This window comes from Candidatus Didemnitutus sp., from assembly GCA_019634575.1.
Taxonomy (GTDB): domain Bacteria; phylum Verrucomicrobiota; class Verrucomicrobiia; order Opitutales; family Opitutaceae; genus Didemnitutus.
In genome coordinates, this window is sequence record JAHCAY010000001.1 from 1,643,700 (window position 1) to 1,658,696 (window position 14,997).

A 14,997-nucleotide genomic window follows, 5' to 3' on the forward strand; every position below is an offset into this window, starting at 1 on the left:
TCCCTCCGCGCGGCCCCGCCCGCGCGCTCCCGTCGCGATGAGATTGCTCGCCCGGATCGGCTTCGTGTTGTTGCTGCTGGCGGCAACCTGGCTGCTGCGCTCACCCGGCCTGGACAAGCCGGTCTGGAACGTCGACGAAGCCGTCACCTTCACCATGGCCGAGCAGATCCGGCAGGGTGCCGTGCCCTACCGCGACGCCGTCGACCAACGCACGCCACTCGTCCCCTACGCCCAAGCCGCCGTGTTCGCCGCCTGTGGCGACTGGAACCTGCGCGCGCAACACGTGGCGCTCATCTTCCTGATCGCGGCGACCGCCACCCTCGTGCTGCTGATCGCGCGCAGCCTCGACGAAAGCGAAACGGGCGTCATTGCCGCACTGTTCGTCGTGTTGCTCTGCTATTTGCTGCCCACGCTGCGCGACATGATGCCGGCGCACACGGCTTGGTATCTGATCTTTTTCTCCAGCCTCGCCTACTGCTGCCTGGCCCGCGGCTGGAGTTCGGGCCGGCGACGTTGGGGCGCGGCATCCGGTGCGGCCTTCGGCCTGGCGTGGTTGGCGAAGCAACCCGCCGTGCTCGATTTCGCCGCGGCGCTGACGCTGCTCGCCATTGCCGCGTTCGCGATTCCCCAACGTCGCCGCCTCGCCGTTGGACTGGGCGTCGGACTGCTCGTCGGCGCGGCCATTCCCGTGGCGCTCGCGATGGGCTACTTCGCCACGCACGGCGCCTGGGCGGACTACGTCTACTACACCTGGACCTACAACAACACACTCTACGTGCCCGATGTGCCGCGTGCCGAGCGTTGGGCGACGATCCGCGTGCCGTTCGACCTCGCCATGAACGTCTCGCCGGGACTCGTCGCACTGGCCATCATGGCGGCGGTGGGATTGCTCTGGCGGACATTGCGCCAGCTCGGCCGCGCCTCGGGTGACTTCGATTTTCTGGCGTGGATGATCCTCGGCTGGAGCGCCGCGGGGCTTTTCTCCACCACCCTGAGCGGTCGCGGATTCTCGCATTACTCCATCCAGCTGATTCCGGGACTCAGCCTGGCCTGTGGCTGGCTGCTCGCACAAGTAATCCGTCACCCACCGACGTGGGCGGCCGGTCGATACTGGCGGCCCTCCATTGCCGTCCTGTTGTTGCTCGCAGGCGGGGCGATGTTTTGGCGTCCCGTCGAGTCGCGTTTCCGGCACATGGACCTGCCCGAGCCCACCATCGAGGTGCTGACGGCGCTCATCCGCCAGCACAGCCGCCCGGAGGACCGGATTCATGTGTGGGGCTACAATCCCGAAATCTACGCCGTTTCCCGACGGCTGCCCGCGACCCGGTTCCTCTACAACACCTTCGTCACGGGCATGATTCCCTGGACGAATCTCGATCCGCAGAAAAACACCGACTACGCCGTCGTGCCCGGGTCCCGGGATCAACTGCTCGCCGACTGGCGGCGACACCCGCCTGCGCTCGTGATCGACAGCGGCGCAGTGCGCGGCTTCCTCAAATATCCGCTGCACCAGCAATCCTGGCTCTGGCCGGAAATCGCCGAACACTACGTCGAGATCGCGAGCGACGAGCTCACGCCGCGCGGTTACCGCCTGCTGAAGCGCCTCGACGCCGCGCCCGCGGCCCCATTTCCCGAGAGAGCAACTGCCTCGCCCGCGGTGCAGATCACCAGCGCTCCGTCCGACCCGACCCGAGCCGCCGGCGTGACCGTCCGCGCCCCGATCGGCACGCAGTGGATCGAACTCTACTGCGACGAGGTGCGGGTGCGCCGGATGCGCTGCGCGAACGAGGAGCCCGCCGTCGCCACCTTCCACCTTTCCATCCCCGAGGCCGAATCCGGGAAACACCGCGTGCAGGCGCTCGCCGTCACCGCCACCGCCACGCTCGCGAGCGCGCGCATTCCTCTGATCACCGCCGCCCCGCTCACGGTGATCGGCGGCCCGCCGCTGCACTTCGGCGATCGCCAGATCCCCGCACTCGCCTCGAGCACGATCACCGGCGGCCCCATCCTGCCGAAAAAGGAAACACCCCACCGCTGGGATGCCCACGCGCCGGCGCGACTCGTTTATCCGTGGCAACCCGGCATGAACTCCCTCGCGTTCGCCTATGGCATCGAAGAGTTCGCCCTCGCCCAGGAACCGCCGCGCGGCACTGACGGCGTGGAGGTCGTCGTGCAGGTCGAGGAGAGCGACGGCCGCATCATCCCGGTTTACCGCCACTACTTGGATCGCGAGCTGGCGCGGCGCGCCCACGGACATACCGTCGCCTACACCCCATTGCCGTCGGGCGAACACGCGCGCATCGTCCTCCTCCTTACGCCCGGCCCGCTCTACGACCTCGTCTACGACTGGAGCTACTGGCTCTGGGTCCGTGCGGACAGATCTCCGCTCGCGCTCATGGCTGGCGCCACACCGTGCTACCCGGAGCGCATCGAAGCACCGGCACCGCTTCGTCCGACAGAACTCAATGGAAACTTCGTCGTCACCGTCGGGACGCCGGCGACGATCGAGTTCGGCGCGACTCCCGGGCTCGGCGAGTTGAGCGGCTCGTTCGGCCTCCACGACGCCGCCTGGCGCGGCTCCGCCAAGACGGGGCCGGTCGACTTCCAGATCGAGCTCGCACGCGCCAACGGCGAACGCCGGAAACTCTTCGAACACCGGCTCGATCCAGTGAACCGCGCCGACGACCGTGGCCTGCAGGCGTTCCGCGTCGCACTGCCGCAACCGGTCGACGGCGTGCTTCGATTCACCACACGCTCCGAAACCAATCCCGCCCTCGCCGCGGCGTTCTGGGGTGATTTGCACGCCGCCACGATGGATTTGGCGCTGCACGGCGAGACGCTCGAAATCCCTCCCTCTGCGCGCAGCCGGTCCGATTTCGGTTTCCAAGCCGTCACGCTCGACGACAAGCCCTCGATCTTCGCCCACGTCTCCACGACACTCGTTTATCCCTGGTGCCCCGAGATGGGCACGCTCGAGGCCGGCTACGGCTTGCTCCCCGGTGCCTATGCCGAGGGACAGGTCTCCGACGGAGCGCAATTCGTCGTCGAGTCCGAAGACGCCCAGGGCGCGCGCCGGGAAATTTTCCGCCGTTTCCTCGACCCGTCGCCAAAGCCCGCGGACCGCGGCACGCAAACCTTGCGCCTGCCCATCCCGCCGCTGCCGGGCGGCCACCTCATTCTGCGCACCGTTCCCGCGCCCTCCGGCCGCATCACCAACGCGTGGAGCTTCTGGAGCGACCTGCGCGTCAAACCTTGAGGCCGGTCGAGGGCCATCGCTTGGAGGCTTGATGCCGTCCTCCCGGCCAACCTTAGTAGTCCGTTCGTCTCTCATGAATCGTTCCGCCAAGCTCGCGCCCAGTGTGGTAGTGTTTGTCGTCGCCGCCGTCATCACGCTCGGCTTCGCGCTCTATACGAATCACGTCTGGGAAGACTACTACATCACCTACCGTTCGAGTAAGAACCTCGCGACGGGCCACGGACTGGTTTTCAACCTCGGCGACCGGCTGCACACCTTCACCTCTCCGATCGGCGTGCTGCTGCCCGCCCTCGCGAGCCTGTTGACGGGCAATACGTCCGACCCTGGTGCGCTGTGGATTTTCCGGTTCATCTGCGCGGCCGCCCTCGGTGGCGCCGCCGCACTGCTGACCGGTCTCGCGCGGCGCTCCCGCTACGCGCCAGTCGCGCTGGCGGTGGTCGTGGGGGGCTTGTTGAGCGACGCCAAAACCCTCGACTTCACGATCAACGGCATGGAGACGGCGTTCATGCTGCTCTTCATCGCCTACGCGTTCTGGGCCCACCAAACGCCCGGCCCGCGGCAGTGGGCGCACCTCGGCGCGGCCTGGGCCGGCCTGATGTGGACGCGCCCGGACAGCTTCATCTACGTCGGGCTGATCGCGGCGGGCTTCTGGCTCTTCAACGATCCGCCGACCACCGGCTCGACCCGCGGGGCGCAGCTGCGGCTCTTCGTCCGCGCCGGACTGCTTACGACCGCGCTCTACCTGCCGTGGCTGGTCTGGGCGTGGCTCTACTACGGCACGCCCGTGCCGCACACGATCACCGCCAAGAGCGGCATCGGCGATCCGCACACCTTGGGTGGCTTGATCAGCACCGCCGTGCGGCTCCCGTGGCTGACGTGGACCAAATCGTCGTCCCTCGAACTCACGTTCCTGCCGGCTTACTACATGATCGGCGGCTGGCCTGGTGCGATCATCATCGTCTCGCGCACGCTCGCCACTCTCGCTGCGCTGCTGTGGCTCTTCCCTCGCCTGGCCTCGTGGGCGCGCGTCGCTTCCTTCGCTTACTTCGGAGCGCATGTCTATCTCACGTATTTTCCGTATTTCCCGTTCCCCTGGTATATCCCGAGCACGACAGTGCTGGCGTTGATCGCACTCGCCGGGCTTACGCAATGGCTCGTGTCGCCCGGGGCCGCGCCAGGTGTCTGCCGCGGTCTCGCGCTCACGCTCGCCGCCGCCTTGCTGCTCCCCAACGTCTGGAGCGTCTGGGCCGTAGCCCGTCAGGTCCGCAGCCAGCAGCAAATCGTCGAGGACGGCAACCGCCGCCAGATCGGCGAGTGGCTGCACGCCCAATCCTCGCCGGGCGACACCATCTTCATGGAGCCGCTGGGCTACATCGGCTTTTTCTCCGGCCTGAAAACCTACGACTGGCCAGGCATGTCCTCGCGCGAGATGGTGGCCGCCCGCCGCGAGCTCGGCACGTCGTGGGGTGCGATCCTGCGCTACCTCCAGCCGACGTGGATCGTCCTGCGCCCCTTCGAAATCCCGCGCGTCGAACGCGAGGCACCGGACTTCCTGCATAACTACTACACGGTCGCGAAGGATTTCGACCGTTCCGCCGACGTCGCGCAACTCGACGTGCATGGCCGCCGCTACCTCGAATACGACTCGCATTTCATCGTCTATCACCGCCGCGCCACGCCCCTCGTCGATCCCGCGGAAAACGGCCTCCGCATCCATGGCGAGCTGCACGCACCCGCACGGCGCGAGATCGCACGCAACGCGCAGCGCACGACCTTCAACCAGCATATCGTCTCGGTCGTCGGCACGCCCAGTATGCTCGCCTTCCCGATCGGCGACGACGCCGCTTCCATCACCGGCGGACTCGGCCAACTCGACCGCGATTGGCTCGAATCGCGCAAGGCCGTGCCGGTCCGCTTCCGGATCATCCTCGCGCGTCCCGACGGTTCCGAAGTCCCGCTGCTCGACCGCTCGCTCAATCCCGACACGAATCCCGAGGACCGCGGCGTGCGCGAGTTTCGCGTGGACATCCCCTGGCCTTCGCAGGGCGAGCTCCGCTTCCTCACCGACGGCGCGGAAAGGGCCAACGCATTCTGGAGCGAACTCGCCCTCACCCCGCTGCGCCTCGCGCTCGATTTCGCCGGCCAACCCGTCGCGCCGCTCGCGACCCACGCGCAATTCGGCTTCGCCAACTCCGAGGAGGACGGCCAACCGATCCTGTTCGCCCACGCCTCTTCCGAGCTGGTTTATCCGTGGCTCGACGGCATGAACCAACTCGAAATCCGCTTCGGCGTGCTGCGCGGCGCCCACACCGCCGCGCGCCGGACCGACGGCGTCGTATTCGTCGTCGAAGCCGAGCAGGCCGACGGCTCGCGCCGCGAGCTGTTCCGCCGGCACCTCGACCCCGTCAACGCGCCCACCGATGTCGGTCCGCAAACCGCCACGGTGGCGCTGCCCGCGCTACCCGGCGGACGCATCCATTTGCGCGCCGAGCCGCCGGCCTCCGGACGCATCGTCAACGCCTGGAGCTACTGGGGAGACCTCCGCGTGCGGCGCTGAAAATAAGCGCCCGCGAAGTAGCGGGTTGCACCGCGCCGATTGTCCCTCGGAAGCGATGCGGGGTGTGGAGAGCAACCTTGCCGAGGATTTTTCTCCATGGCAAACGCACCTGTTCCCGAACCAACCTCATGACTCGTCCCACCTCCTCCCAAGCCACACGCCTCGTCTTCGCGCTCGGCTTCCTCGCGGCGATGGCGTTCGCGCTCTACACCAACCATGTGTGGGAGGATTATTACATCACCTATCGCTCGAGTAAGAACCTCGCGACGGGACATGGGCTGGTCTTCAATCAGGGGGATCGTCTCCACACCTTCACTTCGCCGCTCGGCGTGCTCCTGCCGGCCGTGAGCTACCTGCTCACCGGCAACACCAGCGATACGGGCGCGCTCTGGATTTTCCGCGTGATGTGCGGCGGCGCACTCGGCGGCGCGCTCGCGCTCCTGTTCGGCTGGATCCGCCGGCTCGACTACCCGCTCGTGGCCGCGGCGTTCCTCGCCGCCTTCGTGGCCTTCGATGCCAAGACGCTCGATTTCACCATCAACGGCATGGAGACGCCGTTCATGCTGCTGTTCCTCGCCTACGCGCTGTGGGCGCACTGGACGCCCGGCCCGCGGCAGTGGCTCCATCTCGGTGCCGCGTGGGCCGGCCTGATGTGGACGCGACCCGACAGCTTCATCTACATCGGCCTCGTCGCCGCCGGCGTGTGGCTGTTCAACGACCCCGCCCGCACCGGCTCTGACCGGCGCCGGCTGCTGCTGTTGTTCGTGCGCGCCGGGCTGGTGACGACGGCGCTCTACGGTCCGTGGCTCGCGTGGGCGACCTGGTATTACGGCACGCCGATCCCGAACACGATCGTCGCCAAGGGCGCGCAAAGCGGCGGATTTTCCGCCGGTCTCCGCTTCCTCGAGAATTTCTGGAAAATGCCGTGGCAGATCTGGCAGGGCAAAACGTCCGCCGAAGGCGCCTTTCTCCCCTCCTACTATATGTTCCCGGCGTGGCCGGCATGGACGTTCGCCGTCGCGCGCGCGTCCGCCACCGTCGCCGCGCTCCTCTGGCTGCTCCCGCGTGTGCGTTTCGAGGTGCGCGTGGCTTCGCTGACGTTCTTCGGCGGCGCGGCCTATCTGTCGTTCGTGCCGTATTTCCCCTTCCCGTGGTATTTCCCGAGCACGTTCCTCTTCGGCGCGGTGGCGCTGGCCGGCGCGGCCGGACAACTTTGGTCGGCCCGGCACCTCGCTGCGCGGATCGCGAGCGGCGCGCTCGCCGGCACGGTTCTGCTTTGCGGGCTCGAGTTGACGTTCGGCGCCGCGCGCCAGGCCCGGGCGCAGCAGGCGCTGATCGAGACCGGCAATCGCCGCGTCATCGGCGAGTGGCTGAAGGCCAACTCCGCCCCCGGCGACTCGGTGTTCATGGAGCCGCTGGGCTACATCGGTTTCTTCTCCAACCTGAAAACCTACGACTGGCCCGGCATGTCCTCGCGCGAGATGGTCGACGCGAAGCTCATCGTCGGCACCAACTGGGGCACGCTCATCCGTTACCTGCAACCCACCTGGCTCGTCCTCCGCCCGGACGGCGAAGGCGATCTCCCGTCGCTCTCGCGCGATCTCGCCGCCTCGAACTATCAGTTCGTCCGCGAATTCAGCCGGCTCGACGACGTCCTCCACACCGACGTGCCCGGCCGCAAGCTGCTCGAGTTCGACGCGCGCTTCCGCGTCTATCGCCTGAAAAGCCCGACACGGCACGATCTCGAAGGCATGGAGATTGCCAGCCCGTTCCCGTCCAGCGTGCGGCAAATCTCGGGCGTCACCGTGCGCCTCGTCCACGCGCCGGGCACGCTCGTCCTCAACGTCCCGGCCGATGCACGCATCGCGACCGGCCAGTTCGGCTTCCCGTCCGACGCCGGGGAAGGCGATCGCCCCACCGACGGCGCGACGTTCCGCATCACCTGGACCGACGGCACGCGGCGCGTGGAGCTCTTCAGCCGCGACCTGCAACCCGCCACCCAACCCTCCGACCGCGGCCTGCAGGATTTCCACCTCGATCTACCCGCCCCGCGCCCCGGGCGCGTCGCGCGCCTGACTTTCGAGACCGAGCCTGGCCGCACCTCGACGAAAGACTGGACCTGCTGGCGCCTGCCGCAATTCACGCGCTGATCCGAATTCATGGCGACACTCCCGCGCATCGCTCCCTCACTCGTCCTCGGCCTCTGCGCCGTGGCGTTGTGCGCGGCGACGGTTTGGCTGCGCGCGCCGGGCTTCGGCTTCCAAACCTGGAACGTCGACGAAGCGATCCACGCGAGCGTCGCGCGCCGCCTGCTCGACGGCGGCGTGCTCTATCGCGACGCCGTCGACCAACGCACGCCGCTGACCTACGTCGCGATGGCCGGCATCCTCCGCGTCGCAGGCACGGACAACCTGGCCGCCGTTCACGCCTGCCTCGCGGTTCTGATCGCCGCCACCGGCGCGCTGCTCTTCCTCGCGCTGCGTCGCCGCGCCGGCACCGCCGCGGCGACCTGGGCGGCGCTGCTCTATCCGACGCTGGCCACGACTCTGTTCTACGTCGGCGACGCCAACGCCTTCGTCACGGAATGGTTCGTGGCTTTCTTCACCAGTGCGGCCGCGTGGTGTTTTTGGGGCGGCACTTCTCCGCGCGTCTTTCTCACCGGCGTCTGCATCGCACTCGCCTTCCTCTCCAAACAGCCTGGCGCACTCGATCTGGCCGCACCCGCGCTCGCGCTCGTGCTGTGGTCCCGCGTGTCCGGGGAAAACCGGCCCGCCGGCCGTCGCACGCTGCTCGCCCTGACCGCCGGTTTCGCCCTGCCCGTGCTGCTCGTGCTGGCCTACTACGCCGCGCGCGGCGCGCTCGGTGATTTCGTTTTCTACACCTGGACCTACAATGTCCGCTACTACGGTCCGGCGGTTGCCGCGACCGAGCGCGCCGCGACCGCCCTGCTGCCGCTGCGCCTGCTCTTCGTTGCGGCTCCGCTGTTGCTCGGAATCGTTCTCGCGGGCGTCGCAGCGGCGATTTTCCACGTCGTGCAAAGACAGCGAACGGCTGCCGAGGATCTCGCCAATCCGCTTCGACTCTACCTGCTGGCGTGGGCCGCGAGCGCGACGCTCGGCGCGGCGGCGGGCGGCCGCGGGTTCGACCACTACGCGATCCAAACCCTCCCCGCGCTATGCGCCGGCGCGGGCTGGGTGCTCGGCGGGCTCTCTGCTCTCGCGCTGGGACGGGGCGTGCCGACGCTGCGCCGCTGGGCTGCCGCGGCAGCGATCGTCGTCGTCGTGCTGCCACTCGCGTCGGCCGCCGGGCGCGCACGCACGCGGACGTTGCCGATCGATCCCTCCGTGCGGGTCGCGCGTTTCATCGCCGCGCGCACCGCGCCGGACGAGCGGATCTTCGCCTGGGGCTATCATCCCGACATCTACCTGTTCGCCGATCGCGTCGCCGGCTCGCGGTTCGTGTATGCGTCGTTCCAGACCGGTCTGCTGCCGTGGACCAACGTCGCGCCCGAGATCGACACCCGTGCGACCGTGGTGCCGGGCGCCATGGAAACACTGCTGCGCGACCTGCAGGCATCGCGGCCGGCGTTCATCGTCGACTGCAGCGCCGGCCCGAACCGGCACTGGCAGAAATACCCGCTGGCTCATTTCCCCAGTTTGGCCGCTTTCATCGAGCGAAACTACGTGCCCGTGGAATCCGCGCAATTCGTCGCGCAAGGCTTCCGGCTGTTCGCCATCACCGACGAATTTCGCACCCGGCGCGCGGAGCTGCCCGCGAGCCGTGCGGCCACGCGCCGTGGCGAGATCGGCATCTTCCCGACCGGCGACTCGCCGCGCATCGTGCGCGTGGCGGCCGGCGACTCCGGCGCGCAACTGCGCCGCGTCGAGTTGCGCGAGGGCGGCCGCGTGCTGCACTCGATCACACTCGCGCCCGCGGATTCGCTGACGGTCGATTTCCCGCTTCCGTCCGACCTCGGCGCGGGCTCGCTCGTGGCGCGCGCGATCGCCAGTGACGGCGCGTATTTCGAGAGCGCGCCGTATGCGGTCGAAGCGGCGCCCGCTTCGCTCCCGCGCGAGGAACTCGCCGCCTTCGCCGTGCCGCGCCTGGCCGAGCGCATCGAGCCGAGCTCTGTGATCGCGCGCTTCGGCGCGCAGGCGAGCGAGGAGGACGGCCACCGCGTCTTCTTCGCCCACGCGCCGTCGACGATGCGCTTCGCGGTCCCGGATGCCGTCACCGCCGTGCGCGGCGAGGTGGGATTCCGTCCCGGCGCCTTCGCTCCCGACAACCGGACGCCGACCGACGGTGCGGAATTCCAAGTGCGTTGCACCACGACGGACGGGGCGATCTTCGTGCTTTTCCGCCACACACTGAATCCGGTCGCCGTGCCCGCCGACCGCGCGCCGTTCCCTTTCACCGCGCCAATTCCCACCGGGACCGGCCGGACGGTCGAATTCGCAATCATGCCCGGCGCCGCCGGCAATCCCGCGAGCGATTGGACGTTTTGGCGCGATCTCGTTTTCGAAAATTCCCGCTAGACCGACCCTCCCTGAAAAATTATCCGTTTCCGTCCATGACTCTCCCGGAGCCACAAGTCCCCTCCCGCCCCAGCGCCGCCGACTGGGCCGCCCGTGCCTTCTTTTTCTGCATCCTGGCGCTCGTCATTTTCACGTTCCCCTTCGCCCCCGCCAACGAGCTGGACTCCTCGTGGCGCATGGTGCTCGCGCAGGCGTTTCACGATCGCCTGCAATTCGGGGTCGATATCGTTTTCACCTACGGCCCGCTCGGCTTCCTCATGGGGAAGACCTACGCCGGGCTGTATTACCACATCTTCCTCGTAGCCCAGGGCGTGCAGGCGATCGTCTTCGCCACGCTGATTTTCCGCCTGGGCCTGCAACTCCCGCTGCACCGCCGCTACGTCTATTTCGCTTTCTTCACCTTGCTCGGCGCGACGTATGAGGACGCGCTCCAGCAAATGGTGATCGGGCTGATGGGCTTCGAACTGCTCCGCCGGCACGACGAAAAGCTCCGCCTGCTGCCCGCGGTGTTCGCCGTGCTGCTCGCCACGCTCGGGCTGGTGAAATTCACCAACCTCATGCTCGGGACCGTGTTCGTAGTCAGCGTCGCGGCGCTGCACCTCTGGCACCGTCGGCGCGCGGATGCAGCATGGATCGTGGGCTGGGGCTTAGGCTCCTACCTGCTCGGCTGGATGCTCTGCGGGCAGAATCCGCTCAATCTGCCGGACTATCTCTTCAACTCCTGGGAGATCAGCCAGGGCTACCAGGAGACCATGGGGCTCCCGACTCCGCCGGAAGGCCTGCTCGCGGGTCTCGTGACCGTCGGACTCGTGGTCACCTACCTCGTGGGCTATGTCTCCCGACTCGCGGACCGCGCGCGGGCGATCACGACGGGGTTGGCGCTTTGCGCCTACGTTTTCCTGAACTGGAAACACGGCTTCGTGCGCGCCGATGGGCACATGATCGGCTTCTTCTTCATCGTGATGGTCCCCGCCGTCGCCTTTCCAGTCCTGCTCGCCGACGGCGATCAACTCCGCCGCTGGCAGCGCGGGCTCACCGTGGTCATGGCAATCTCATGCATCGCCGGAGTCACCATCGCGATCCCGGGCCTCATGCGCGGCGTGCTTGCCATGGGACAGGAACGCGCCTTCGGCAATGTCGACAAACTCCTTCACCCGGCAGAGACGCGCGCCGACTACGACTACAAGCTCCACGTCGAGCGCACCTATTTCGATCTTCCGAAAGTCCGCGCCGTGGTCGGGCAGCACACGCTCGACGTCTTCGGCTTCGAACTGGCCGTCGCGCTCTACAACAACTTCAACTACCATCCACGCCCGGTCATTCAAAGCTACTCCGCCTACCGCCCGCACCTCTCGCGGCTCAACCTGAAGTTCTACGCCTCCGACCGCGCCCCCGAGTTCGTCCTATTCAAGTTGCAGTCGATCGACCGCCGTCTCGTCACATTTGACGACTCCGAAGTGCTCTCGCTGCTCCTCCATCGCTACGAATACGTCCTGACCGAACGCGGCCTGCAGCTGTGGCGCCGCAAGCCCGGCCCGTTCTCGCGCGGATCCATCGCTCCGCAGCCGATCCGCAGCGCCGTGCTCGCCCCCGGCCAGCCGTTCCTGACCGAAGACCTCGCCGAGCACCACCTCTGGGCGTCGATCGACCTGCGTCCGAGCCTGCTGGGCCGCCTGCGCGGCTTCGCCTACAAGCTCCCCATCGTCACGCTCCGCATCGAAACCACCCAGGGCACGACGCTCGACTACCGCATGCCGCTCCCTCAAGGGCGCACCGGATTCATCATCAATCCGATCGTCGAGGACCTCATGGGCTATATGAACTTCGCCGGCGGCAAACCCGGCCGCTTCCTCCGCTCGCTCACCGTCGTGCTTGAACCCGGCGATGAGAAATACTTCGAGGACGGATACCGCATTACCGTGTCCGACCTGCCGCCGTCTGACGCCGGCCAGGCCTTCTTCGCTCAGGAAGAGAAAAACCTTTTCCGCATGTTCTCGGTCGTGCCCACTTCGTATTCGTCGCTGACGCCCGTCTCCGAAGGCACGATCGAAGGCAAACCCGTGATGGTTTTCCACGCCCCAAGCGAGCTCACCGTCAACGTGCCCGACGGTGCCACCAAATTTGCCGGTGCGTTCGGCATACTCGAAGGCGCCTACACCAACGGCAACTCGACCGATGGCGCCATTTTCACCATCACTTGGATTCGCGGCGCGGATGAGACCCTCCTGCTCGAACAACCCCTCGATCCAGTCCAACGCCCCAAGGACCGCACCCTCCACGATTTCGAAATCAACCTGCCGCGCGGCGACGGCGCCCGCCTCCGCCTCCGCACGAGCCCCGGACCCCAAAGTAACTATGCCTGGGACTGGACGGCGTGGACCGCACTCCGCTTCAAGTGAGCGTCCGCTGAACGTGACCCCGGCCACCGCCCGGCTCTGGCCGTGGTTGTGGGCCGGCGGCGCTGCGGCCTTCGTGCTGGCCGCACGCCTGCACGAAATCCACGGCCACACCGGCGCCGTCGCGATCAACGATCAGTGGAAAATCGAAGCCGCCGACATCCTCGCGCCCTGGATCGATGGCTCGCTCCGCCCCACCGCGTTCTTCGCCCCGCACTTCGAACACGTGCCGATGTGGACGCGCCTGCTGGCCTGGCTGCAGGCTGCGCTCACCGGGCGGTGGGACCCCTTCGCCCAAACGACCGTGAACGCGCTGCTGCACGCGAGCTTTTGTGCCATCGCCGTTCACTTCATCGTGCGCCATCTCCGCGCGCTGCCGGCCGCATTCGCCACCGCCGCCGTGATCGGCGTCGCCGCGCTGCCCTACGCGTGGGAGAACATCACGTGGGGATTTCAATCCCAGTTCCCGCTCGCGCTGCTCTTTCTGTTTCTCCACGTCCACGGTTCGATCGAGAATCCTCCCGGCACGCGCGCCTGGTGGTTCGCGCAAGGCGCCGGACTCGCCGGCCTCTTCACGCTCGCCGGCATGTGGATGGCGCCGCTCGCAGTGCTGCTTGCCGCCGCGTGGACGCGCGCGCCGCTCTCGCGCTGGGCCGCCGTTCCCGCCGCACTCGCCGCCACCGGACTCGCGATCATCGCCCTCATCAAGGCCACCGCGCCGTCCTACGGCGCCTTCGCACAGACCGCGAGTTCGCCGCTGCACTTTCTTCACGCCTTCCTCGATCTGCTCGGCTGGCCGGCGGGCTGGCCCGGCGCGGTCGCAATCACGATGCTGCCGTTCACCGTGTTTGTTTTTCAGTCGCGCGGACGGCGCGACGCCTCGCCCTTCGATCGCATCGTGCTCGCCCTCGGCCTCTGGGCTATCGGACAAGCCGCCGCACTCGCGTTCGCCCGCGGCGCGGACTATGGCGGCTATGTTTCCCGCTACGGCGAACTCCTCGCCGTGTTCGTGCTCGTCAACGCCCTCGCCCTCACGCGACTCGGCACCGGGCCGCGACTCGCACGCGCGGCGGTCCTCGTTTTCGGCGCGGCGTGGGCCCTCACGATCTCCCTCGGCCTGCGCGATCTCTCGATCGGCGGACACACCGCATATTTCCACGCCCACGCCGCGGAGAACAACCGCGCGCGCCTCGACGCCGTCCAAGCCTACCTCGCGCACCACGATCGCGCTCTCCTCGAGCAACCCGCCACGCGCCACGCCCTCTACCAGGACGTGAATCAGGTCACCACCCTGCTCGACCGCCCCTCGTTCCGCGCGCTCCTGCCGCACGAGGTCGAGCCGGCCAATCCGCCCGATCTCGCCGGCCGCGTCGTGCGTGCCGCGCAGCGCCACTCGCTCGCGCTCGGGCTCGGCGCGAGTCTCGCGCTGATCGTCGGTTTCGTCGGCGTCGCGTTCGGGTCCGCCGCGCGCGAGCCGCTGGCGCCGTTCGACTGGCGGCGCGATCGCTGGCTGCCGCGCAGCGCGTTCCTCGTCGCGGGCCTCGCCGGCGCGGGCGTGTTCGCCTGGCCGCATCCGTTCACGTTCGGCGTGGAGCAACGCTGGCACCGGTTCTTCCATTCGCCGGATTCGGTCGGCTTCCTCAACTACCAGATCATCTCCGGCAACTCCGTCCAGCCGCCCGGCCGCCTCGCCGGCACGGCGCCGCTCTCACCGGAAGAACTGCGGCATCAATTTGCCGGCACCGACGTCGACGGCCCGGGATTCACCTGCACGGCCTGGAGCGATCCGTTTCCGATTCGCACGCCGTGGTTCATCGTCCCCCACGCTGGCTGGCCGATCTCCCACGGCAACGGCTTGCGCCTTCGCGTCGAGACCTCCGACGGCCAACTCATTCAGGAAATCGGCTGCGGCAGCACCACCGCTCCCGAAGTCGAATTCACCGCACTCGATACGTCCACCTTCATCGGTCGCCGCGCCCGGGTCGTCCTCTACGACGGACGGACGGACACCGAAGGTTGGGTCGCCGCCGCTCCCCCCATCGCCGCGGCGCAACCGGAACTCGCCCAAGCGCTTGCCCGCGGATTCGCCCACGAACGTCTCGCCCCGGCGCACACGGCTTTTCTTTGGATCGCCGTGGGCGCGCTCATCGCTGGCAGCGCCGCTGTCGCCGCTCCGCGCCTCTTCGGCGGAGAAACGAAGAATTTCTTTGGCCGATAGCGGGTCGCACGACTACGGTTGTCATCATGGGCAGC

The 14,997-nt window shown here is 67.8% G+C and carries 6 protein-coding genes; all 6 read left to right on the forward strand.

The annotated features are described in order from the left end of the window. Window positions 1–37: 37 nt before the first annotated feature. The 6 genes from KF715_06905 to KF715_06930 all read left to right on the forward strand — a co-directional run bounded on the left by KF715_06905 (window position 38) and on the right by KF715_06930 (window position 14,962). Window positions 38–3,256: a glycosyltransferase family 39 protein gene (locus KF715_06905; GenBank protein MBX3736396.1), complete on the forward strand. Its 3,219-nt coding sequence runs from the start codon at window positions 38–40 to the stop codon at window positions 3,254–3,256. Window positions 3,257–3,329: 73 nt separating this feature from the next. Beyond that, window positions 3,330–5,813 carry a hypothetical protein gene (locus KF715_06910; GenBank protein MBX3736397.1) on the forward strand — a complete coding sequence of 828 codons (2,484 nt, stop codon included), beginning with the start codon at window positions 3,330–3,332 and terminating at the stop codon, window positions 5,811–5,813. A 128-nt stretch (window positions 5,814–5,941) separates the two neighbouring features. After that, the gene (locus KF715_06915; GenBank protein ID MBX3736398.1) at window positions 5,942–7,963 is read left to right on the forward strand and encodes a hypothetical protein; all 2,022 of its coding nucleotides are present in this window, start codon (window positions 5,942–5,944) and stop codon (window positions 7,961–7,963) included. A gap of 9 nt (window positions 7,964–7,972) precedes the next feature. Next, window positions 7,973–10,348, forward strand: a complete 2,376-nt coding sequence (locus KF715_06920; GenBank protein MBX3736399.1) for a hypothetical protein — start codon at window positions 7,973–7,975, stop codon at window positions 10,346–10,348. 35 nt (window positions 10,349–10,383) lie between these two features. Next, a complete protein-coding gene (locus KF715_06925; GenBank protein ID MBX3736400.1) occupies window positions 10,384–12,747 on the forward strand; it encodes a hypothetical protein in 2,364 nt (787 codons plus the stop codon). A gap of 13 nt (window positions 12,748–12,760) precedes the next feature. Next, complete coding sequence (locus KF715_06930; protein MBX3736401.1) at window positions 12,761–14,962, forward strand: hypothetical protein; 2,202 nt, start codon at window positions 12,761–12,763, stop codon at window positions 14,960–14,962. The last annotated feature ends 35 nt before the right edge of the window (window positions 14,963–14,997 follow it).

Coding starts and splice junctions, on each gene's coding strand:
- KF715_06925 (MBX3736400.1), top strand. CDS start 10,384: ATGACTCTCCCGGAGCCACAAGTCCCCTCCCGCCCCAGCGCCGCCGAC.
- KF715_06905 (MBX3736396.1), top strand. CDS start 38: ATGAGATTGCTCGCCCGGATCGGCTTCGTGTTGTTGCTGCTGGCGGCA.
- KF715_06910 (MBX3736397.1), top strand. CDS start 3,330: ATGAATCGTTCCGCCAAGCTCGCGCCCAGTGTGGTAGTGTTTGTCGTC.
- KF715_06915 (MBX3736398.1), top strand. CDS start 5,942: ATGACTCGTCCCACCTCCTCCCAAGCCACACGCCTCGTCTTCGCGCTC.
- KF715_06920 (MBX3736399.1), top strand. CDS start 7,973: ATGGCGACACTCCCGCGCATCGCTCCCTCACTCGTCCTCGGCCTCTGC.